A 22,196-nucleotide genomic window follows, 5' to 3' on the forward strand; every position below is an offset into this window, starting at 1 on the left:
CGTGATCCGCGATTTCGGGCAGCCGGTCATGATCTGGCAGCTCGCGGTGCTGGCCGGCACGCTGGTGTTGGCCTGGTTCGTCGCGCGCTGGCTGCGCGCGCGGATCGACGCACGGCGGCGCGCCGCCGGCCGCGCGTCCGGCACCGGTTCGGAAAGCCTGAACCGCGCGCTGTTCCCGCTCGCCGGCGGCACGCTGCTGACGGTGGCGCAGGCGGTTGGCGACCGCTTCTTCGCCACGCCCATCCTGCAACTCGCGCTGGTGCCGTTGTTCGGCATCGCGCTGCTCTATCTGCTGTTCTCGATCGCGCGCCGCGCGTTTGCGCGCGACGGCGATACCCACGCGTGGCTGTCGATCGTCGAAAAGCTGGTGTCGGCGGTGGTCTGGGTCGCGATGGGGCTGACCGTGCTCGGCATCCAGCGCGACGTGGTCGACTGGCTCGACAGCCTGACGTTCCATGTCGGCAGTGCGCACCTGAGCCTGCTCTCGCTGTTGTCCGGTTGCCTGTGGATCTGCGTGACGCTGGTGGTGGCGATGTGGCTCGGTTCGCTGCTGGAGGACCGCCTGGCGCGGGCCGTCACGCTCGATGCGAACCTCAAGGTGGTGCTGTCGCGGGTCGGCCGCGCGCTGCTGGTGGTGGCGGCCGTGCTGATCGGCCTGTCGCTGGTCGGCATCGACGTGACCGTGCTCGGCGTGTTCGGCGGCGCGCTCGGCGTGGGGCTCGGCTTCGGCCTGCAGAAGATCGCCAGCAACTACGTGTCGGGCTTCATCATCCTGCTCGACCGCTCGCTGCGGCTGGGCGACGCGATCGACGTGGGCGGCCTGCAGGGCATCGTCACGCAGATCCGCACCCGCTACACGGTGGTGCGTGGCCTCGACGGCTACGAAAAGCTGATCCCGAACGAGAAGCTGATTACCGACGTGGTGCAGAACCAGTCGTCGTTCCAGACCCGCGGCTACGCCAAGGTGGCGATCCGCATCGCCTACACGAGCGACGTCGAAGCGGCGCTGGCCTTGCTGGCCGAGGCCGCGAACGGCGTCGAGCGCGTGCTCGACGAGCCGGCGCCGGCACCTTATCTGGTGGGCTTCGGCGTGGACGGCATCGAACTCGAACTGGGCTTCTGGATTGCCGATGCCGCGCGCGGCACGTCGGGGGTGCGCTCGGCCGTCAACCGCAGGCTGTGGCGGTTGTTCGCGGAGCATGGGGTTGCCGTGCCGTTGCCGCAGCGCGAAGTGCGGGTGATCGACGGGCGTTCGTTGCATGTCGAAGAATGAATTCGACCCTTTTCAAGGGTTTCGGGCGTGCCATTGGACCATTTTGGATCGATGGTCCACAGGTGGACTGCAATCCTCTTACGCCGTAGCAACAATCATTCATTTTTGACAGTTGCCGGGAACGGATACAGTAAAATTTCGTCCATACCCGGTATGCTTTCATTTCTATGACGTTGGCGCGCGCATACCGGCGCCATCTCCGAATTACAGGTAAATGCCTTGTTGAATTCTGTGCTCGACTTCCTGGCCCACGGGCTGCTGCACCTCTCCTGGTGGCAGATCATTCTGTTCACGCTCGTTGCCACGCACGTCACGATCGTGGCCGTGACCATCTATCTGCATCGCTGTCAGGCGCACCGCGCGCTCGATCTGCACCCGATCGTCAGCCACTTCTTCCGTCTGTGGCTGTGGATGTCGACGGGCATGCTGACGGGCCAATGGGCGGCGATCCACCGCAAGCACCACGCCAAGTGCGAAACCGAAGAGGATCCGCACAGCCCGCAAACGCGCGGCATCTGGAAGGTGCTGCTCGAAGGCGCCGAGCTGTATCGCGCCGAAGCGAAGAACGAAGAAACGCTGCGCAAGTTCAGCCACGGCACGCCGAACGACTGGATCGAACGCAACATCTACTCGAAGTACACGATCCTCGGCGTGAGCCTGATGATGGTGATCGACGTGGCGCTGTTCGGCATCGTCGGCCTGTCGGTGTGGGCCGTGCAGATGATCTGGATCCCGTTCTGGGCTGCCGGCGTCGTCAATGGTCTCGCGCACTTCTGGGGTTACCGCAATTTCAACTCGGCCGATGCCAGCACGAACCTGATTCCCTGGGGCATCGTGATCGGCGGCGAGGAAATGCACAACAACCACCACACGTTCGCCACTTCGGCGAAGTTCTCGAACAAGTGGTACGAGTTCGACATCGGCTGGATGTACATCCGTATCCTGTCGGCATTCAAGCTCGCGAAGGTCAAGAAGGTCGCGCCCACGCCGCGCCTCGTCGCACGCAAGGCCGTGCTCGACCAGGAAACGCTGCAGGCCGTGCTGTCGAACCGCTATGAAGTGATGGCGCGTTACGGCAAGGCATTCAAGCGCGCTTACCGCCAGGAACTGGCGCATCTGAAGGGCCTCGGTTCGAGCGAGAAGTATCAGTCGCTGCGTGGCGCGCGCAACTGGTTCCACAAGGGTGAAGACGGCCTGAACGAACCGCAGAAGCGCCAATTGCCGGAAATCTTCGCGAACAGCCAGAAGATGGAAACCTACTTCCAGTTGCGCCAGGATCTGGCCTCGATGTGGGATCGTTCGAATGCTTCGCGCGAACAGCTGCTGGCCCAATTGCAGGACTGGTGCCATCGTGCCGAACAAAGCGGCATCAAGGCGCTGCAGGAGTTCGCGACGCGTCTGCGCCGCTACGCATGATCTGAAATCGATTAGAATTTCGGAACGTCACAAACCCCGCGTTGGCGGGGTTTTTTCTTTTGTGCCGCCGATTTGGCGGTGGCCAATCGACAGCGATTCTGCCGTGCAGAGGAAGTAGAGGAGATACGAGATGCAAGCCGCGATCAAACCCGTCGAGTACGACCGGCCCGGCGCCGTGTGTGGAATCGGGCAAGCCTGGGCGAAGGTGCCCGACAGCCCGTCCGCGGCGGAGCGCGATGCGCTGAAGGCGCGGATCAAGGCGCTGCTCAAGCGCGAAAAGGCGGTGCTCGTCGCCCACTATTACGTGGACGCCGAGTTGCAGGAGCTGGCCGACGAAACCGGCGGTTGCGTAGCCGATTCGCTGGAAATGGCGCGTTTCGGGCGTGATCACAAAGCGCAAACCTTGATCGTCGCCGGCGTGCGCTTCATGGGCGAAACGGCGAAGATCCTGAGTCCCGGCAAGCGGATTCTGATGCCCGATCTCGACGCCACCTGCTCGCTCGACCTCGGCTGCCCGGTCGACGAATTCTCGGCGTTTTGCGACGCGCATCCGGATCGCACGGTGGTGGTGTACGCCAACACCAGCGCGGCCGTGAAGGCACGCGCCGACTGGATGGTCACCTCGTCGATCGGCCTGGAGATCGTCGCCGATCTGCACGCACGCGGCGAAAAGCTGATCTGGGCGCCGGACCGGCACCTTGGCAGCTATATCCAGAAGAAAACCGGCGCCGACATGCTGATGTGGCAAGGCTCCTGCCTGGTGCACGACGAATTCAAGGGCATCGAGCTCGACCTGCTGCGCGCCGAACACCCCGGCGCGAAGGTGCTCGTGCACCCGGAATCGCCCGAGAACGTGGTGGCGCTGGCCGATGTGGTGGGCTCGACCACGCAGTTGATCGACGCGGCCGTGAAGCTCGACGCGCAAACCTTCATCGTCGCCACCGACCTCGGCATCCTGCACAAGATGCAGCTTGCCGCGCCGGGCAAGACGCTGATCGCCGCGCCCACGGCCGGCAACAGCGCCACCTGCAAGAGCTGTGCGCAGTGCCCGTGGATGGCGATGAACGGCCTCGCGAATCTGGCCGACGTGCTGGAGCGCGGTCACAACGAAATCTTTGTGGATGCGACGCTCGGCGAGCGTGCCCGCCTGCCGATCGATCGCATGCTCGACTTCGCCGCGCAGCACAAGCGGCGCGTGCAGGCGAGCGGTGATCTGCAGCGCGATGCGCAACTGTTCTCGAACGTGGGGGCGGCATGACGGCAGCGGTGTCCCCGATCTACGACGAAATCGTCCATCAATACGGCGCGGCCTTCGAGGCCGCGATCGCGCGCAATATCGCCGATGCGATTGCCGAGGATGTCGGCAGCGGCGACCAGACGGGTCGCCTAGTGCCCGACGGCCCGGCGCGGCTCGCGCGGATCATCGTTCGCGAGAACGCGGTGCTGTGCGGCGTGCCCTGGTTTCAGGCCGTGATGCGCGCGATCGATCCGGCCATCGAGGTGGACTGGCGTTATCGCGAAGGCGAGCTGATGACGGCCGATTCGACCGTTTGCGAGCTGCGCGGTCCCGCGCGTTCGCTGCTGACGGCCGAGCGCAATGGCCTGAACTTCCTGCAATTGCTGTCGGGTGTGGCCAGCGCGACGCGGCGCTACGTCGATCTGATCGATGGTCAGCGTGCACGTATCCTCGATACGCGCAAGACGCTGCCGGGGCTGCGGCTCGCGCAGAAGTACGCGGTGCGCGTGGGCGGCGGCGCCAACCAGCGGCTTGCGCTTTACGACGGCATCCTGATCAAGGAAAACCACATCGCGGCGGCCGGCGGCGTGGGTGCGGCGCTCGATGCCGCGTTCGCCCTGGATGCCGGCGTGCCGGTGCAGGTGGAGGTCGAAACGCTGGCGCAGCTCGATACGGCGCTCGCGCACGGCGCGAAATCGGTGCTGCTCGACAACTTCACGTTCGACATGATGCGCGACGCGGTGCGCGTGGCCGGTGGCCGTGCCGTGCTCGAGGTGTCGGGCGGGGTCAATGCGGATACGGTCTGCGACATCGCCGCGACGGGCGTGGATCGCATCTCGATCGGCGCGCTGACCAAGGATGTGCGTGCGACCGATTATTCGATGCGGATCGTCGACTGAGAAACGGCTGGCCGCCTAAGCCAAAAACGAAGCCGCTCGCGGATGACCTCCGCGAGCGGCTTTGTCGTTTCGGGCTGCCGGAAATCGGCAGCGGCCGCGCGTTCAGCGACGCGGCAGCAGCACCGACGGCAATGCCTTCGGCAGCGTATCGGGCCAGTCGCGGCTGAAATGCAGGCCGCGGCTTTCGCGCCGCGAGCGCGCGCTTTCCACGATCAGCGACGCGACATCCACCAGATTGCGCAGTTCGAGCAGGTCGGGGCTGACGCGGAAATTCGCGTAGTACTCCTGGATTTCGTCGCGCAGCAGTTCGATGCGGTGCATCGCGCGGGCGAGCCGCTTGTCGGTGCGGACGATGCCCACGTAATTCCACATCAGGCGGCGCAACTCGTCCCAGTTATGGGCGACCACCACTTCTTCGTCGGGATCGGACACGCGGCTTTCGTCCCAGGCGGGCAGCGCACCGTGCGGCAGGCGCGCGTAGCCGGCCGTTTCGATCGCTTCGGCGGTGGCACGGCCGATCACCAGGCATTCGAGCAGCGAGTTGCTGGCCAGCCGGTTCGCGCCGTGCAGGCCCGTGTACGAGGTCTCGCCCACCGCGTAGAGGCCGGCTACGTCGGTGCGCCCGGCCAAGTCGGTGACCACGCCGCCGCACGTGTAGTGCGCGGCCGGCACCACTGGAATCGGTTGCTTGGCGATGTCGATGCCGAATTCGAGGCAGCGTGCGTGGATGGTCGGGAAGTGCTCGCGCAGGAACGCTTCGGGCTGGTGGCTGATGTCGAGATAGACGCAATCGATACCGCGCTTCTTGATCTCGAAATCGATCGCGCGCGCGACGATGTCGCGCGGCGCTAGTTCGGCGCGCGCATCGTGCGCCGGCATGAAGCGCGTGCCGTCGGGCAGCTTCAGCAGGCCGCCTTCGCCGCGTACCGCTTCCGAGATCAGGAACGACTTTGCGTACGGGTGGTAGAGGCAGGTCGGATGGAACTGGATGAATTCCATGTTCGCGACGCGGCAACCTGCGCGCGAGGCCATCGCGATGCCGTCGCCGGTCGCCGTGTCGGGGTTGGTCGTGTACAGATAGACCTTGCCGGCGCCGCCGGTGGCGAGCACCGTGTGCGGCGCCTCGATCGTGACGGTCAGCCCGGTGCGCACGTCGAGCGCATAGAGGCCGACGCAGCGCCCGCCGGGCAGGCCGATGCGTTCCGACGTGATCAGGTCGACCGCGTGGTGGTTCTCGAAAAACGTGATGTTCGGATGCTGGCGCGCCCGCGCGCTCAGGGTGGCCAGCACGGCATGGCCGGTGGCGTCGGCGGCATGAATGATGCGGCGATGGCTGTGGCCGCCTTCGCGCGTCAGGTGGAAGCCGAGTTCGGCGGCGGCGTCGCGCGTGAACGGCACGCCTTGCGAGATCAGCCACTCGATCGCCTCGCGGCCGTGTTCGACGATGAAGCGCGTGGTGGTTTCGTCGCACAAGCCGCCACCGGCCACGAGCGTGTCGCTGACGTGGTTCTCGACGCTGTCGGCCGAATCGAGCACCGCCGCGATGCCGCCCTGCGCGTAGTCGCTCGCGCCCTCCATCATCGATCGCTTCGCGATCAGCGCGACCTTGCGTGTTTGCGCGAGGTTCAGCGCGACCGACAAACCGGCAAGACCGCTGCCGACGATCGCCACATCGAAATTCATCTTGCTTCTCCGTTTCTGCGCCTTCATCCGGTATTCCCGTGCCGGCATGGCCGGCGGGAAGGGCAGAGCATACCGCGAACGCTGTGGCAATGTGTCACGGCCAAGGCAAAAAGACGATCGTCGGGAGGAAAAGCGGCGTGCCAAATAAAAAACCCCGCGATTGCGGGGTTTTTTGTGTCGCTAGACAGGGATCGAAGATTACTTGATCTTCGTTTCCTTGTATTCGACGTGCTTGCGGACGACGGGATCGAACTTCTTGATCGCCATCTTTTCCGGCATGTTGCGTTTGTTCTTCGTGGTCGTGTAGAAGTGACCCGTGCCTGCGGTCGATTCCAGCTTGATCTTGTCGCGTGCGCCCTTTGCCATGCTCGTGCTCCTTAGGCTTCGCCGCGTGCGCGCAGGTCAGCGAGCACGGTGTCGATACCGTTCTTGTCGATCAGGCGCAGGCCGGCGTTCGAAACGCGCAGACGCACCCAGCGGTTTTCGCTCTCCACCCAGAACCGGCGGTTTTGCAGGTTCGGCAGGAAGCGACGCTTCGTCTTGTTGTTGGCGTGGGAAACGTTGTTGCCGCTCATCGGCGCTTTCCCAGTTACTTGGCATACGCGTGCCATGAGAGCACTCCTAATACGCTGAATTCGGGTTCGATTGCCGATGAAGTTTCTTTGCACAACGACTGCGAACTCGCTGCCGTCTCGGAAAGACCTGGCCATCCTGAATGGCTAGACCCCTCGTCCCTTCTTTGGCTTCAGAACTGGTTGGAAAAAAGTCAGACGGCGATTCTAACAGAAAAAATTCTGGAAAATCAACCCTATTTCAGGTGCCGATCTCGGGGCGCGGCGATGGCCCGCGCCGGACGTGCGGGGTCATATCGAATGACGGCCCGTGGCGGGGTTCAGAGCAGCCCGGCGTGCGAAAACGACAAGGTGTCGCTGGCGCCGACCACGATGTGATCGATCAGCCGCACGTCCACCAGTGCCAGCGCCTCGCGCAGCAGCCGGGTGAGGCGGCGATCCTCGGCGCTCGGCCTTACCGCGCCGGACGGGTGATTATGCGCCACGATCAGCGCCGCCGCATTCAGTTCGAGCGCGCGGCGCACGATTTCGCGCGGGTAGACGGCCATCCGCGTCAGCGTGCCGACGGTGCTTTCCTCGCAATCGATCAGCCGGTGCTGCGCATCGAGATAGAGGCAGAGGAACGCCTCGCGGGTGCGGGTGCCGATCGTGAGCCGCAGATAATCGTGCACCGCCTCTGGTGAATCGATCAACGTGCGTTCCTTGCTGCGTTCGATCAGCGCACGGCGCACCAGCTCGGAGGTGGCGATCAACACGGCGGCGCGCGCCGCGCCGATGCCGGGCCGAGCGAGAACCGCCGCGGGCGACGCGTCGAGCAGGGCGCGCAGCGAGCGGAAATGCTCGAGCAGCGCCTGCGCCGTGATGGCGGTGTGCTTGCCGGCGATGCCGTTGCCGATCAGCAACGCGAGCAGTTCGCTGTCGGTCAGCGCGGCCGGCCCGCGCTCGAGCAGGCGTTCTCGTGGCCTGTCGTCGCAGCGCGGATGGCTTCGCGAGGCTTTCCCGGCAAGGCGCGCCGGCGCCAGGGGCGTTGCCGGGGAAGCGGCCGCGGCTGCGGCGGGCAGAGCGGCGCAGGCCGGCGAGGCGGGCGCCGGACCGGTGACGCCGGCGAGCATCGTGACGCGTTGCGGGGCTGACGGCATGGGATTTCTCCGTTTGACGCGCGGGGAGCGGTGTGAGCCGACATTCCGCTCCAAGCGCTCAGGTGACTTACAATGGATGTTTTGCGTTATGCCGCCCGGCGGCGGATTGAACGAGTACACATGAGCCTCATCGATATCTCAGAAGTGAAGCCCGGTTCCCACGTCACGCTTCACTACCGGCTTGCGCTCGGCGATGGTGCCGACATCGTCAACACCTTCGCCGATAAGCCGGCTACGTTGCTGATGGGTGCCGGCCAACTGGCCCCGGCGCTCGAAAGCATTTTGCTCGGCCTGAAGTCGGGGCACCATTCGACCTTCCAGCTAGCGGCTGGCGAGGCGTTCGGCCCCCGCAACCCGGACATGATCCAGCGCGTGTCGATGAAAACCCTGCGCGATAACGGCATGGTGGGCGACGATTTCACGCCCGGCGACCTGATCGAGTTCAACGCGCCCGACGGCGGCCGCTATGCCGGCGTGTTGAAGGAAGTGGGCGAAACCTCGGCGCTGTTCGACTTCAACCACCCGCTCGCGGGCCAGGCCATTACGTTCGAAGTGAAAATCATCGGGATTCTGTAACCATGAGCACAACCGATACGCTGTCCGGCCAGACCGTTGCCGCCGACGCCGAAATCCTGCTCGCTCAGCCGCGCGGCTTCTGTGCCGGCGTCGATCGCGCGATCGAGATCGTCGAGCGCGCCATTGCGATGCATGGCTCGCCAATCTATGTGCGCCACGAAATCGTCCACAACAAATATGTGGTCGAGGATCTGAAGAAGAAGGGCGCGATCTTCGTCGAGGAGCTCGAGGAAGTGCCGTCGGGCAACACGGTGATCTTCAGCGCGCATGGCGTGTCGAAGGCCGTGCGCGACGAGGCCGACGTGCGCGGCCTGCGCATTTACGACGCCACCTGCCCGCTCGTCACCAAGGTGCACGTCGAAGTGGCGAAGATGCGCCAGGACGGCGTCGACATCGTCATGATCGGCCACAAGGGCCATCCGGAAGTCGAAGGCACGATGGGGCAGGTCGAACGCGGCATGCACCTTGTCGAGAGCGTCGAGGATGTGCTCGCACTGGAGCTGCCCGATCCGGAGCGCGTCGCGCTCGTCACGCAAACCACCCTGTCGGTCGACGATGCCGCCGAAATCATCGCCGCGCTGAAGAACAAGTTCCCGGCGATCCGCGAGCCGAAGAAGCAGGACATTTGCTACGCGACCCAAAATCGTCAGGACGCCGTGAAATTCATGGTGCCGCAATGCGACGTGGTGATCGTGGTCGGCAGCCCGAACAGCTCGAATTCGAGCCGGCTGCGCGAAGTCGCGGAAAAACGCGGTGTGGACGCCTATATGGTGGATTCGCCGGATCAGATCGACCCGGCGTGGGTGGCCGGCAAGCGCCGCATCGGCGTGACGGCCGGCGCGTCGGCGCCCGAGGTGCTGGCCCAGGCCGTGATCGCGCGCCTGCGCGAACTGGGTGTGCGCAACGTGCGCGCGCTCGAAGGCATCGAGGAGAACGTCTCGTTCCCGCTGCCGCGCGGCCTCAATCTGCCGCCCGCCGCGTAAGCGGCCCGCTTCCGCCTCTCTCCGCCTCTCGGCCGGCCGGATATTTTCCGGTGCGGTCCCCGCTAAAAAAGCGCGCCCTCCGGCGCGCTTTTTGTTTTTCTGTGCCGATATTTCGTTTTGCAACCGTTTGCTTCGCATGTAGTGCAACCAGGTTGCGATATTTTTGCGGACGCTTCGCAAAAAAACGGTTGCAATGCAGGAAAACCCTGTCGAATCAGGAATATTGGTTATCTATAAATTGGAGTTACAATGCGCGCGTTTTCAGGCCGAAATGCATTGCAGACAAGGATTTTGCGATGCGCAGGAGACCGATTTAATGCAGCACAAGTTGGCCGTCGCCCTGTTCGTGGCATGCGGGGTTGCAATGCGTCGCGCAGCGGTTGAGCGGGGTGCGGCAGAGTGCACCGACGCAGGAAACGCGTGCCGGACCGATTCGGTTCGGCCGGTTCGACGGGGCGCGGCAAACGGGAAGCAGAACGATAACGAGGTCTGTTTGACGATCGAAGCAATGCATTCGCGTGACCGGTGCGCCGCGCGGGATCGCTCTGCGGTTCCGGCGTGGCAGGCGGAAGCGGTCACCCATCAAATTGGCATGAAAATTGCTCAATGGATGGAAAGGCTTGGGGCGGCTGGCGCGACACACGCGACGGTACGGCATGTCCCGGCCCATCGTCTCGGCTTTTTGGATGGTTTGGGTATTGTGCGAAATACGTTTTTCTTGAATCGCCCGGCGGTTGCGACCGTGGTTGCACCATCGGGGGAACGGGATGCCGATTCGATTGCACCGGGAGTGTGCGTCGGCATGCCCGATATCGGGGCAGCAGGGCACGGCGTTGCGCAGCACGTCGCCGTGCCGGCCGCGATCGCGTACCGCGCGACGCGGCAACCTCGCCGTCTCGGCGATGCGCTCGCATCGTCGAACGGTGGATCGGCCGCCGGGCATCACGCCGGCATCGCCGAGCTCAGGCCGACGCGGCAAGCCGCACGGTCATGCCGGACCGCGAGCCGGCAGGACGAGCGCATCGAAGCGCGCGCCACTTACCTCATGTCCGTTCCACGTCGCCCGTTCGCACGCCGTCCGGCGGCCTGCGCGCACCTCGGCGCGGACATGCGGAATGCGGCGGCCTTGGGTGCAAGGATGCCTAACGACTTCAGGGAGGCCAGGATTACCGTCCTCGATGTCGTGGAGATGTAGCGACGGGACTCGTGACGGCGCCGAACCCGTGCGACGCCGTTTTGTACCCATCCCGGTGGCGGACGAGGTTGTACAGGCCACGTACCGCGCGCCGGGATGTCATCACCCTTACCGGTATTTATTCGTACCCGCAGTGCTGTCGAGAGCGCCTATCCGTCGCCTACCCGCGTCGAGCAGCGTCTCCCCGATCGCACGGACCAAGGAGCTTTAAATGGATATTTTTGTCCAGCAGGTCATCAACGGACTGGTGCTCGGCAGTGTCTACGCCATCATCGCGTTGGGCTACACGATGGTGTACGGCATTCTCGGCATCATCAACTTCGCGCACGGCGACGTGCTGATGATCGGCGCGATGGTGGCGTTGTCCGCGATCACCGTGCTGCAGAACCACTTTCCGGGCCTCGGCAACGTCGCCACGCTGACCATCGCGCTGGTGATCGCCGCGGCCGTGTGCTCGATCGTGGGTTTCGCGATCGAGCGCATCGCCTACCGGCCGCTGCGTCGCGCGCCGCGTCTCGCTCCGCTGATCACCGCGATCGGCGTGTCGATCCTGTTGCAGACGGCAGGCATGATGATCTGGTCGCGTAACCCGCTGCCGTTCCCGCAACTGCTGTCGACCAACCCGCTGAACGTGATCCAGGCCACCGACGCGACGCCGGGCGCCGTGATTTCGCCGACCGAAATCGTGATCATCGCGGTGGCGTTCCTCGTGATGGCGGGCCTGCTGCTGCTGGTGCACAAGACCAAGCTGGGCCGTGCGATGCGCGCGATCTCGGAAAACCCGAACAACGCCAGCCTGATGGGCGTGAACCCGAACTTCGTGATCTCGGCCACCTTCATGATCGGCTCCGCGCTCGCGGCGCTGGCCGGTGTGATGATCGCGTCCGAATACGGCAACGTGCACTTCTACATGGGCTTCATCCCCGGCATGAAGGCGTTCACCGCCGCCGTGCTGGGCGGGATCGGCAACCTCGGCGGTGCGATGGTGGGCGGCGTGCTGCTCGGCCTCATCGAACAGCTTGGCGCCGGCTACATCGGCAACCTGACGGGCGGTGTGTTCGGCTCGAATTACCAGGACGTGTTTGCGTTCGTGGTGCTGATCATCGTGCTCGTGTTCCGTCCGTCCGGCCTGCTGGGCGAACGCGTGGCCGACCGCGCATAAGGAGACCCTCCATGACTTCCATTCAACCGATCGAAACCTCGACCACGCTGGTCGAGGAGCGCAACCTGGCCAAGACCCTCACGGTCGGCATCGTGGTGGCGATTCTCGTTGCCGCCGCGCCGTTCGTGATCGGCGCCGCCGGCGGCAATTACTGGGTGCGCGTGCTCGACTTCGCGATGCTCTACGTGATGCTCGCGCTGGGCCTGAACGTGGTGGTCGGCTTCGCCGGCCTGCTGGACCTCGGCTACATCGCGTTCTACGCGGTGGGCGCCTATGTCGCCGCGCTGCTGACCTCGCCGCACCTGACCACGCAGTTCGCATGGATCGCGGCGATGTTCCCGAACGGCCTGCATACGCCGTACTGGGTGGTGGTGCCGGTGGCGATGGCGGTGGCCGCGCTCGCGGGCGTGCTGCTCGGCGCGCCGACGCTGCGCCTGCGCGGCGACTACCTCGCGATCGTGACGCTGGGCTTCGGGGAAATCGTCCGGATCTTCATGAACAACCTCGACCGTCCGGTCAACATCACGAACGGGCCGCAGGGGATCACGGGCGTGGCGCCGCTGCACTTCGGCGGCTTCAACCTGTCGCAATCGCACTCGCTGTTCGGCCTCACGATCACGTCGGTCTATCTGTACTACTACGTGTTCGTGATCTGCTCGCTGCTGGTGATCTGGATCTGTACGCGCTTGCAACACTCGCGTATCGGCCGTGCCTGGGCCGCCATTCGCGAAGACGAAATCGCCGCCAAGGCGATGGGCATCAACACCCGTAACGTGAAGCTGCTGGCGTTCGCGATGGGCGCCTCGTTCGGCGGCCTGTCGGGCTCGATGTTCGGCGCGTTCCAGGGCTTCGTGTCGCCGGAATCGTTCACGTTCTGGGAATCGATCGTGGTGCTGGCCTGCGTGGTGCTGGGCGGCATGGGCCACATCCCGGGCGTGATCCTTGGCGCGGTGCTGCTGGCCGTGTTCCCGGAAGTGCTGCGCTCGACGATGGGCCCGCTGCAGCACGCGCTGTTCGGCCATGAAATCGTCGATACCGAAGTGATCCGTCAGGCGCTGTACGGCCTCGCGATGGTGCTGATCATGCTGTACCGCTCGGAAGGCCTGTGGCCCGCGCCGAAGCACGAGGACAGGATCGCGAAGCTGACCAAGCGCAACGGCAAGAAGACGGCAGTGCGCGCGTAACGCACGGATACGGAGAACCAAGCAATGAGCGACAACATTCGACTGTCCGTGCAGGGCGTCAACAAGCGCTTCGGCGGCCTGCAGGCGCTGTCCGACGTCGGCCTGCAGATCCGCCAGGGCGAGATCTACGGCCTGATCGGCCCGAACGGTGCCGGCAAGACCACCTTCTTCAACGTGATCACGGGCCTGTACACGCCGGATTCGGGCGACTTCAAGCTGGACGGCACCAACTACACGCCGACCGCGGTGCACGAAGTGGCGAAGGCCGGTATTGCGCGCACGTTCCAGAACATCCGCCTGTTCGGCGGCATGACCGCGCTGGAAAACGTGATGGTGGGGCGCCACGTGCGCACCCGTCACGGCCTGATCGGCGCGGTGTTCCAGACGCCGTCGGAGCGCCGTGAAGAGCGCGAGATCAAGGAACGCGCGATCGAGCTGCTCGATTACGTGGGCGTGCTGAAGTATGCCGACTACACCTCGCGCAACCTCTCGTACGGCCACCAGCGCCGTCTCGAGATCGCCCGCGCGCTGGCGACCGATCCGAAGCTGCTCGCGCTCGACGAGCCGGCAGCCGGCATGAACGCGACCGAGAAGGTCGAGCTCACGAGCCTGCTCGACAAGATCCGTTCGGATGGCAAGACGATCCTGCTGATCGAACACGACGTGAAGCTGGTGATGGGATTGTGCAACCGGATGACGGTGCTCGATTACGGCAAGGTGATCGCCGAGGGTCTGCCGCAGGACGTGCAGAAGGATCCGAAGGTGATTGAGGCATATCTCGGCGCAGGGGTGCACTGATGGCAGCGGCAATGTTGAAGATTTCGGGCTTGCAGGTGAACTACGGCGGCATCCAGGCGGTGAAGGGTGTCGACATGGAAGTTCGCCAGGGCGAGCTGGTCACGCTGATCGGCGCGAACGGCGCGGGCAAGACCACCACGATGAAGGCGATCACGGGCCTGAAGCCGTTCTCGGGCGGCGACATCACGTACGAAGGCGCCTCGATCAAGGGCGTCCCGGCGCACGAGCTGCTCAAGCGCGGCCTGGCGATGGTGCCGGAAGGCCGGGGCATCTTCGCGCGCATGTCGATCCTCGAAAACATGCAGATGGGCGCGTACCTGCGCAAGGACAAAGAAGGCATCAAGTCGGACATCGAGCGCATGTTCGGCTTCTTCCCGCGCCTGCGGGAGCGCGCGACGCAGTTCGCGGGCACGTTGTCGGGCGGCGAACAGCAGATGCTGGCGATGGCGCGCGCGATCATCAGCAAGCCCAAGCTGTTGCTGCTGGACGAGCCGTCGATGGGCCTGTCGCCGATCATGGTCGAGAAGATCTTCGAGGTGGTGCGCGAGATCTCGAAGGAAGGCCTGACGGTGCTGCTGGTCGAACAGAACGCACGTCTGGCGCTGCAGGCGGCCGACCGCGGCTACGTGATGGATTCGGGGCTGGTGACGATGGAAGGCAACGCGAAGGACATGCTCGACGATCCGAAGGTGCGCGCAGCGTATCTGGGCGAGTAAGCGGGCAGACCTTGCCTGCATGAAAAAGGCCGCCACGGGAAACCGCGGCGGCCTTTTGTTTTTGCCGCTCGCCCGGGCAGGCGAGGGCGGCCCGTCAGGCCGGCAGCGGAAGCCGCTTGCCGAACGACACGAGCGGCTCGACGCGATAGCCGAGCGCTTCGTAGAAGCGGCAGGCCTCGTCGTTCTCGGGCAGCACCTGCAGGTTGATCTTGGTGCAGCCGCGTGCCGCGAGCGCGGCTTCGGCGTGCGCCATCAGCACGCGGCCGATGCCGAGCCGGCGCGCCGCGCCCGCCACCGCGAACGAGTAGAGCCAGCCGCGGTGGCCGTCGTAGCCGACCATCACGGTGCCGACCAATTGCGCGTCGCGAAATGCCACGAAGAACAGCTCGGGCTGCGCCGCCAGCTTCATGTCGATCGATCGTCGTGGGTCGCGATGCGGCGTGCTCGTATCGGTGTAGCTCGGAAACGCTTCGCACCACAGCGCGATCACCGCTTCGGTGTCCGCACGGTCGAAGATCCGGATCGTCACGTCGTCGTCGGCATGCATCGCGAGCCTCGTCATGGTTCGATCAGAGCGTGTCGAGGATCGAGCGCAGCATCGCCATCATCTGGTCGATTTCCGCGTTCGTCACGTTCAGCGCCGGCATGAAGCGCAGCAGGTTCGGGCGGGCCGCGTTCAGCAGCAGGCCGTCCGGGCCCATGTCGCGCGCCTTCTCGACGATCTGCGGGCCGATGTCCTTGCCGAGCAGCAGCGCGCGCAGCAACCCTTCGCCGCGCTCGCCCTGGAAGCCGCGCTCCGCCGACAGTGTCAGCAAGCTCTGCTTCAGGTATTCAGAGCGTTCGCGCACGCTTTCGAGGAAGCCCGGCGCCACCAGTTGCGAGATCACCGAGTAGCCGACCGCCGTCATCAGCGGGTTGCCGTTGTAGGTGCCGCCCTGGTCGCCGGCCTCGAACACCGCCACCTCGGCCGTCGACAGCAGCGCGGCCAGCGGCACGCCGCTGCCGATGCCCTTGCCAAGCGTCATGATGTCCGGCGCGATGCCCGACAGTTCGTAGGCGAACAGCGTGCCGGCACGGCCGCAGCCGCTTTGCACTTCATCGACGATCAGCAGTAGGTTGTGCTGTTGGGTCAGTGCGCGCAGTTGCTGCATGAATTCCGGGGTGGCCGGGATCACGCCGCCTTCGCCCTGGATCGGTTCGAGCATCACGGCGACGGTTTTGTCGGTGATCAGTTGCTCGACCGAGGCGATGTCGTTCAGTTCGGCCTTCGGGAAGCCCGGCACCTGCGGCGCGTAGATCGTGTCCCAGCCCGGCTTGCCGCTGGCCGACATGGTGGCGATGGTGCGGCCGTGGAAGCTGTGGTTGAACGTGATGATCTCGAACGCGCCGTTCTTGAATTTGCGGCCCCACTTGCGCGCGAGCTTGATCGCGCCTTCGTTGGCTTCCGCGCCGCTGTTGGTGAAGAACACCTTGTCGAACACGCTGTGCTGCGTGAGCAGGCCGGCCAGCTTGGCCATCGGCTCGTTGTAGTAGGCCGGCGACGGGTTCAGCAGGCGCTCGGCCTGGCTTTTCAGCGCCTCGACGACGCCCTCGTTGCAGTGGCCCAGGCTGTTGACCGCCCAGCCCTGGATGAAATCCAGATAGCGCTTGCCGTTGTGATCGTAGAGCCACGAGCCTTTGCCGTGCGTGAACACGAGGTCGGGGCGGGTCGTGATGTACATCAGCGAGTCGATCGGATAATCGTTCAAAGGCATGGCTGCGGGCTCCAGCGGGTAGCGACAGGGGAAAAAAGGACAATAAAAAAGCCACGGAATGCCGTGGCTTGGTAGTTCGAACAGCTTGGGCGTAACGGGTACTGGTTACGCGTGCGTCCGTGACGAGCCGGCGGCATCCGTGCAATGCGGCGAGCGGCGACGTCGGAGGGCGGACAGGAAGCGGTTCATGGCGCAAGCATAAGGCATGACGTGGCGATAAGTAAACCGCGCGGTTGCGACAAACGCATGTCGCGCGGGGATTTTCGGCCGGCGCGTCGCGTGGGCGAGACGCCGGCCGCGCCGCTCAGACGGCGTTCGCGAGGTCGGCTGCGCTCGTGAACGAATCGGCGTAGAACTCGTCGGCCGGCAGCCCGTGATGGGCCGTGAAATCGCGTTGGGCCGATTCGACCATCACCGGCGCGCCGCAGGCGTAGACCTGATGACCGGACAGATCGGGCAGATCCTCGACCACGGCGCGGTGGACGAAGCCGGTGCGGCCTGCCCAGGCGTCGCCGGCGTCGGGCTCGGACAGCACCGGCACGAAGCGGAAATTCGGGATCTCGCGCGCCCATTGCTCGGCCAGCTCGAACATGTAGATGTCCTTCTTGCGGCGCGCGCCCCAGTACAGGCGCATCGGGCGCGTGAAATTGCTGTGCCGGGCATGCTCGATGATCGCCTTGATCGGCGCGAAGCCGGTGCCGGAGGCCAGCAGCACGATCGGCTTCTCGGAATCCTCGCGCAGGAAGAACGTGCCGAGCGGGCCTTCGAAGCGAAGGATTTCGCGCTCCTTCATGGTGTTGAACACGTGATCGGTGAACTTGCCGCCGGGCATGTGACGGATATGCAGCTCGACCGGGCCTTCCTCGTGCGGCGCGCTGGCCATCGAGTAGCTGCGGCGCGAGCCGTCCTTCAGGATGAATTCGAGGTACTGGCCGGCCAGGTACTGCAAGCGCTCGTTGGCCGGCAGTTGCAGCTTCAGCACGGCGACGTCGTCGGCCTTGCGCTCGATCGCGTTGACGCGGCACGGCAGCTTCTTGACCTGCACGCCGTCCACGCCGGCGATTTCACGTACGTCGATTTCGAGATCGCACTGTGCGCTCGCGCAGCAGAGCAGGGCCAGCCCGCGCGTGCGCTCGTCGTTCGACAGCGCCGACGCCGCATGCGGGCGTTGCTCGACCTGCCCTTGCACGATCTGCCCCTTGCAGGAGCCGCACGCACCGTTCTTGCAACCATACGGGAGATGCACGTTCTGCCGCAGGGCGGCCGCCAGCACGGTTTCTTCGGCCTCGACCTGGAATTGCCGGCCGCTTTGCTTGAGGGTTACGTTGAATGCCATAAGTCCATGAACCAAAAGTGGGGACCGTGCGAATCGGGCACGGCGGCTACAATGATTGCGCTACGAATTCCGGTAACACCATGATTGCGACACGAATCCTGCGCCGCTCGCGCGTACTGATCGTCGGCTGCGGCGATGTCGGCATGCGCTGCGTCGAACAGTTGCGCGCGCGGGCCTGCCCGCCGCGAATCATCGCGCTGACGAGCCAGCCGGCCCGCCGGGCGGAGCTGGCGGCAGCCGGCGCGGTGCCGATGATCGGCGATCTGGACCGCCGGGGTACGCTCGCGCGGCTCGGCGGCATCGCGCATCGGGTGCTGCACCTGGCGCCGCCGCAAGCGTCGGGCAACGACGATCGGCGCACGCGCGCCTTGATCGCGGCGCTCGGCGCCCGGCACGGTGCGCGGCGCGGGCCGGCCAGGCCGGCTGGCGCCGCGGCCGTGGGCCGCTTGCGAGCGGCCGGCGCGCCGTTTCAGGCAGCGCGTATTGTACCCGAGGGGATTCGGCCGGCTCCCGCGCTTGTCTATGCCAGTACGAGCGGCGTGTACGGCGATTGCGGCGGCGCGCGGGTGGACGAAACGCGCCCGGTGCGCCCGGCCAACGCGCGTGCCGTGCGGCGCGTGTCGGCCGAACGGCAACTGCGGCGGGCGACCGCACGCGGTGCGCTCGCTGCCCGGATCGTGAGAATTCCGGGCATCTACGCGGCCAACCGCCTGCCGATCGCGCGGCTGGAGCGCCGCACGCCGGCGCTGGTCGATGCCGACGACGTGTATACCAACCACATTCACGCCGACGATCTGGCCCGCATCCTGTTGGCCGCTGCCGTGCGCGGCCTGCCGTCGCGCGTGGTGCTCGCGTCGGACGACACCGAGATGAAGATGGGGGAGTATTTCGAGCGCGTCGCGCGGGCGAGCGGCCGCGCCAGCCCGCCGCGCATCACGCGCGCCGAAGCCGAGACGCGGCTCGAACCCGTGCAGTTGTCATTCATGCGGGAATCGCGGCGACTCGTCAACCGGCGGCTCAAGCGCGAACTGCGCGTGGCGCTGCGTTACCCCACGGTGGACGATTTCCTGCGCACGATTTCGCCGGACAGCGAACTCGGCTCGCTCAGATGATCGCGGGCAGCGCCTCGATCAACATGAAACAGAGCAGGGCGCCGATCAAGGCGCCGATCAGGTTCGGATCGTAGCGATGCCGCAGTCGCATGACGACCAGCAACGCGCCGATGGCGATAACGCCCATCACGGCGAATATCAGCACCATGGATGACAGTTCGATCGGATTGTTGACGTTCATGATCTTCCCCAGGGCCTCGCGGTTTGCTCGTTTTTTATCGTTGTGATTCGAGTATAGCGACGCAACGGCGCACGTCCATGCTGCAATGCGGCGACACCGTCTGATGCGCGCAACGCCATGGCCCCGCGAGGTGGGCAGCCGGTTTCAGCCGGCGGAGGGCACCGCGCGCAGCGAGTCCAGATCGGTGCTGTCGAGCCAACGCCATGCGCCCGGCGCGAGGTCGGCCGGCAACCCGTAGCCGCCGATCCGTTCCCGATGCAGCGCCTCGACGCGATTGCCCGAGGCCGCCACCATCCGCTTGACCTGGTGATACTTGCCTTCCAGCACGGTCAGTTCGAGCGTGCGCTCGCCGCGCGCATTCGCCGCGACCGCCGCGATCGGCTTCGGTTCGCCATGCAGCAGCACGCCGCCGCGCAGCGCCGCGAGTTGCGTGTCGTCGAGCGCGTGCCTGACTTCGGCCACGTAGGTTTTCGGCACCTTGCGCTTGGGCGACGTGTAGGCGTGGACGAACTGGCCGTCGTCGGACAGCAGCAGCAGGCCGGTGGTGTCCTGATCGAGCCGGCCGACGCATTGCACGCCGCGCGCCGCGAATGGTGGCGGCAACAGCGAGAAGACGCTCAGGTGATGCTGCGGATCGTGCGAGCACTCGTAGCCGGCCGGTTTGTTCATCGCGAGATAGGCGCGCTCGCGATAGGGCCAGCGCGTGCCGTCCACCTCGAAGTCGAGGCCTGCGGTATCGAACGCCGCATCGGCGTCGTCGCATGCGGCACCGCCGATCGATACGCGGCCGGTGTCCACGAGTGCGCGGCACTGGCGGCGCGAGCCGAAGCCCTGGGAAAAGAGGATGGTTTCGAGTTTCATGGCGCGCGCATTGTAACAAGCGGCACATCGGCCCACTGCGCGGCGCTGGCAGTTTTCGTGTGAAGCTTGTCCGAATATTTCACGCCGCCTGCCTATGATTCAACTATTAATTTTATGGGCGTGTGCAGCCTTGCCGCTTCGGGGCGGTCATCGCGGCAAAGCGCAAAGCCGACAATAATCATGCACGCACGATCGATATACGAAAAACACAATGGATCGGGAATGGAGCAGCGCGACCGGTGCGAGCCGGTCGCCAGGGAGGGACGGTTCATCGAGGTCGTCATCGCCGATTGCTTTCCCATCATGCGATACAGCCTGATGCGATTGCTCGAGAGCGAGCCCGGCATCGCCGTGGTCGCATCCGTCGGCGCGGTGCGAGATATCTACGCCGCTGTTGAACGCTACCCCCGTTGCACGCTGATCTGCGACTACAACTTCGGCGACGATGCGCAACCGGATGGCCTGCAACTCGTCGAGCGCATCGTGCGCTCGTATCTCGGGGTCAGGACAATCTTCATGTCGACGCACGCTCAGATGCCGATCGTCAGCCGCATTTTCAAACTCGGTGCGCATGCGTTCGTGCGCAAATGCGGCGAGGATCTGGTCGATGTCGCTGCGTTGATCCACAAGGTGCAGGATGGCGCGCGCCATTTCGAGTTCGACGCAACCAGCGTGTCGTTGCCGAGCGGGCCGTTCGGTGCGAGCACGGCGTGCGGTGGCGTGGCGGATTTGTCGGTACGCGAAATCGAAGTGATGCGGATGTGGGCGAAGGGGCTGACCGTCACGGAAATCGCGGTGCTGCGCAAGCGCAGCAAGAACACGATCAGCGCGCAGAAGGCCAATGCGATGAAGAAGCTCGGCGTGCGCAACGCCGTGGAGTTGCTGACCGTAGCGCGCAAGCTGTTGCCGTGAGCGGGCGCGCCGATTCGCTTCAACGAAAGCGCGCCCGGTAATCGAGCGGGCTGACGCCCACGTAGCGCTGGAAATTGCGCCGCAAGGTTTCGGTGCTGCCGAAGCCGCAGCGCTCGGAAATCAGCAGCAGCGAATCGTTCGAATCTTCCAGGCAACGTTTGACCGCTTCGACGCGCGCGCGAATCACGAATTCGGCGGGTGTCGAGCCGGTCGCGCGCGTGAACACGCGGGCAAAATTGCGCGGGCTCATCGCTGCGCGTTCGGCCAGGGTTTCGATGGTCAGGTTCTGATCGAGATTCGCCAGCAGCCACTGCTGCACCTGGCTGATCGGATCGGTTTCCACCATTTGCGCATTGAGCAACGCGCTGAACTGCGACTGCCCGCCGGGGCGCTTCAGGAACATCACGAACAGGCGCGCCACCGCCAGCGAAATCTTGCGGCCAAAGTCTTCCTCGACGAGCGCGAGCGCGAGATCCAGCCCGGCCGTCACGCCGGCCGAGGTATAGACCGGACCGTCCTTGATGAAGACCGGATCGCGATCCACCTGCACTTGCGGATAGAGCGATGCGAGCCTGTCGCATTCGCGCCAGTGCGTGACGGCGCGGCGGCCGTTCAACAGGCCCGCTTCGGCGAGAAAGAAGGTGCCGGTGCATGTCGAGACGATGCGCCGGACTTTGCCGTCCGCATCGGTGAACCAGTGACGCAGCGCCCGTGCGGTGTCTTCGATGATCGACATGTTGCCCGACCCACCGACGATCAACGTGTCGTAGCGCGCCAGATCCGTGTCCGAAAAACCGCGTTCCGCATAGAGCTTGAGGCCCGACGAACTCGTGACCGGGCCCGCTTTCGGTGCGATCAATTCGACTTCGTAGCCGGCATCGGCGCGGCCCTGGCCGGCGAGGCACGCGGTGGCGACGGTAAAGACCTCGAGCGGCCCGATCACGTCCATGAATAGCTCGCCATCGAATACCACGAACCCAATTCGGCGCTTCTGATCGAGGGTTTTATTCAGTGGCATGCAGTCTTATTTCCGGTCTATTGCTGCGGGCCAGTATGGCAGATTTTGTGGGGAAGCTGTCCTAAGAATCAATCGAGCAAAAGCTAGGATATGTCCTAGGCAATATGTTGGACAACCACGCGGCATGACGGATCGGCTTCGGCGTGCGATCGCAAGAAGATCGATCGATTCGAGACCTAGCATGCTTGC

Annotated in this window: 23 protein-coding genes; 13 read left to right on the forward strand and 10 right to left on the reverse strand. The window is 64.9% G+C overall.

From position 1 onward, the window contains the following. Positions 1-28 precede the first annotated feature (28 nt). The 4 genes from AB4851_RS19885 to nadC all read left to right on the forward strand — a co-directional run bounded on the left by AB4851_RS19885 (position 29) and on the right by nadC (position 4,825). Positions 29-1,273 carry a mechanosensitive ion channel family protein gene (locus AB4851_RS19885; protein ID WP_414451898.1) on the forward strand — a complete coding sequence of 415 codons (1,245 nt, stop codon included), beginning with the start codon at positions 29-31 and terminating at the stop codon, positions 1,271-1,273. 219 nt (positions 1,274-1,492) lie between these two features. Continuing rightward, on the forward strand, positions 1,493-2,689 hold the full coding sequence (locus tag AB4851_RS19890; RefSeq protein WP_414451166.1) for a fatty acid desaturase: 1,197 nt from the start codon (positions 1,493-1,495) through the stop codon (positions 2,687-2,689). Positions 2,690-2,819: 130 nt separating this feature from the next. Next, positions 2,820-3,947, forward strand: a complete 1,128-nt coding sequence (gene nadA / locus AB4851_RS19895) for a quinolinate synthase NadA (protein ID WP_414451167.1) — start codon at positions 2,820-2,822, stop codon at positions 3,945-3,947. Then, positions 3,944-4,825 carry a carboxylating nicotinate-nucleotide diphosphorylase gene (gene nadC / locus AB4851_RS19900; RefSeq protein WP_414451168.1) on the forward strand — a complete coding sequence of 294 codons (882 nt, stop codon included), beginning with the start codon at positions 3,944-3,946 and terminating at the stop codon, positions 4,823-4,825. Before nadA ends, nadC begins: the two co-directional genes overlap by 4 nt. A 102-nt stretch (positions 4,826-4,927) precedes the next feature. Here the strand turns inward: nadC and nadB are convergent, their stop codons facing one another. The 4 genes from nadB to radC all read right to left on the reverse strand — a co-directional run bounded on the left by nadB (position 4,928) and on the right by radC (position 8,192). Continuing rightward, the gene (nadB, locus tag AB4851_RS19905) at positions 4,928-6,508 is read right to left on the reverse strand and encodes an L-aspartate oxidase (protein ID WP_414442873.1); all 1,581 of its coding nucleotides are present in this window, start codon (positions 6,506-6,508) and stop codon (positions 4,928-4,930) included. A 198-nt stretch (positions 6,509-6,706) separates the two neighbouring features. Beyond that, complete coding sequence (rpmG, locus tag AB4851_RS19910) at positions 6,707-6,874, reverse strand: 50S ribosomal protein L33 (protein WP_006478046.1); 168 nt, start codon at positions 6,872-6,874, stop codon at positions 6,707-6,709. Between the two features lie 11 nt (positions 6,875-6,885). Then, positions 6,886-7,119: a 50S ribosomal protein L28 gene (gene rpmB, locus AB4851_RS19915; RefSeq protein WP_007586227.1), complete on the reverse strand. Its 234-nt coding sequence runs from the start codon at positions 7,117-7,119 to the stop codon at positions 6,886-6,888. 281 nt (positions 7,120-7,400) lie between these two features. Continuing rightward, a complete protein-coding gene (gene radC / locus AB4851_RS19920) occupies positions 7,401-8,192 on the reverse strand; it encodes a RadC family protein (protein ID WP_414451899.1) in 792 nt (263 codons plus the stop codon). A gap of 147 nt (positions 8,193-8,339) precedes the next feature. On the opposite strand from radC, the gene AB4851_RS19925 reads away from it, so the two are divergent. From AB4851_RS19925 to AB4851_RS19955, 7 genes are all read left to right on the forward strand, one after another. Continuing rightward, positions 8,340-8,795, forward strand: a complete 456-nt coding sequence (locus AB4851_RS19925) for an FKBP-type peptidyl-prolyl cis-trans isomerase (protein ID WP_414445646.1) — start codon at positions 8,340-8,342, stop codon at positions 8,793-8,795. Positions 8,796-8,797: 2 nt separating this feature from the next. Beyond that, positions 8,798-9,778 carry a 4-hydroxy-3-methylbut-2-enyl diphosphate reductase gene (gene ispH, locus AB4851_RS19930; protein ID WP_414442871.1) on the forward strand — a complete coding sequence of 327 codons (981 nt, stop codon included), beginning with the start codon at positions 8,798-8,800 and terminating at the stop codon, positions 9,776-9,778. Between the two features lie 193 nt (positions 9,779-9,971). After that, a complete protein-coding gene (locus tag AB4851_RS19935; protein ID WP_414451169.1) occupies positions 9,972-10,973 on the forward strand; it encodes a hypothetical protein in 1,002 nt (333 codons plus the stop codon). Between the two features lie 211 nt (positions 10,974-11,184). Further along, on the forward strand, positions 11,185-12,135 hold the full coding sequence (locus AB4851_RS19940) for a branched-chain amino acid ABC transporter permease (RefSeq protein ID WP_414442869.1): 951 nt from the start codon (positions 11,185-11,187) through the stop codon (positions 12,133-12,135). Between the two features lie 11 nt (positions 12,136-12,146). Next, complete coding sequence (locus tag AB4851_RS19945; protein ID WP_414451170.1) at positions 12,147-13,319, forward strand: ABC transporter permease subunit; 1,173 nt, start codon at positions 12,147-12,149, stop codon at positions 13,317-13,319. Between the two features lie 24 nt (positions 13,320-13,343). Next, positions 13,344-14,117, forward strand: a complete 774-nt coding sequence (locus tag AB4851_RS19950; RefSeq protein WP_414442867.1) for an ABC transporter ATP-binding protein — start codon at positions 13,344-13,346, stop codon at positions 14,115-14,117. Next, positions 14,117-14,833, forward strand: coding sequence for an ABC transporter ATP-binding protein (locus AB4851_RS19955; RefSeq protein ID WP_414442866.1), 717 nt, complete (start codon positions 14,117-14,119; stop codon positions 14,831-14,833). The genes AB4851_RS19950 and AB4851_RS19955 overlap by 1 nt, the downstream gene beginning before the upstream one ends. 94 nt (positions 14,834-14,927) lie before the next feature. On the opposite strand, the gene AB4851_RS19960 is transcribed toward AB4851_RS19955, so the two are convergent. From AB4851_RS19960 to AB4851_RS19970, 3 genes are all read right to left on the reverse strand, one after another. Then, positions 14,928-15,380, reverse strand: a complete 453-nt coding sequence (locus tag AB4851_RS19960) for a GNAT family acetyltransferase (protein WP_414451171.1) — start codon at positions 15,378-15,380, stop codon at positions 14,928-14,930. A gap of 22 nt (positions 15,381-15,402) precedes the next feature. Then, positions 15,403-16,587: an acetylornithine transaminase gene (locus tag AB4851_RS19965; RefSeq protein ID WP_414451172.1), complete on the reverse strand. Its 1,185-nt coding sequence runs from the start codon at positions 16,585-16,587 to the stop codon at positions 15,403-15,405. A 304-nt stretch (positions 16,588-16,891) separates the two neighbouring features. Beyond that, positions 16,892-17,923 carry a CDP-6-deoxy-delta-3,4-glucoseen reductase gene (locus AB4851_RS19970; RefSeq protein WP_414451173.1) on the reverse strand — a complete coding sequence of 344 codons (1,032 nt, stop codon included), beginning with the start codon at positions 17,921-17,923 and terminating at the stop codon, positions 16,892-16,894. Positions 17,924-17,949: 26 nt separating this feature from the next. Between AB4851_RS19970 and AB4851_RS19975 the strand changes: the two genes are divergently transcribed. Further along, entirely contained in the window at positions 17,950-19,035 is a 1,086-nt protein-coding gene (locus AB4851_RS19975; RefSeq protein ID WP_414451900.1) for an NAD-dependent epimerase/dehydratase family protein, read from the forward strand. Here the strand turns inward: AB4851_RS19975 and AB4851_RS19980 are convergent. After that, positions 19,028-19,216: a hypothetical protein gene (locus tag AB4851_RS19980; protein WP_414451174.1), complete on the reverse strand. Its 189-nt coding sequence runs from the start codon at positions 19,214-19,216 to the stop codon at positions 19,028-19,030. The two genes, AB4851_RS19975 and AB4851_RS19980, sit on opposite strands and share 8 nt — an antisense overlap. A 144-nt stretch (positions 19,217-19,360) precedes the next feature. Further along, the gene (locus AB4851_RS19985) at positions 19,361-20,077 is read right to left on the reverse strand and encodes a 16S rRNA pseudouridine(516) synthase (RefSeq protein WP_414451175.1); all 717 of its coding nucleotides are present in this window, start codon (positions 20,075-20,077) and stop codon (positions 19,361-19,363) included. A 66-nt stretch (positions 20,078-20,143) separates the two neighbouring features. Between AB4851_RS19985 and AB4851_RS19990 the strand changes: the two genes are divergently transcribed. Continuing rightward, a complete protein-coding gene (locus AB4851_RS19990; protein ID WP_414451176.1) occupies positions 20,144-20,989 on the forward strand; it encodes a LuxR C-terminal-related transcriptional regulator in 846 nt (281 codons plus the stop codon). 19 nt (positions 20,990-21,008) lie between these two features. On the opposite strand, the gene AB4851_RS19995 is transcribed toward AB4851_RS19990, so the two are convergent. Beyond that, on the reverse strand, positions 21,009-22,007 hold the full coding sequence (locus AB4851_RS19995) for a GlxA family transcriptional regulator (RefSeq protein ID WP_414451177.1): 999 nt from the start codon (positions 22,005-22,007) through the stop codon (positions 21,009-21,011). Between the last annotated feature and the right edge of the window lie 189 nt (positions 22,008-22,196).

The sequence above is a fragment of the Burkholderia sp. 22PA0099 genome, assembly GCF_047497165.1.
GTDB lineage: Bacteria > Pseudomonadota > Gammaproteobacteria > Burkholderiales > Burkholderiaceae > Burkholderia.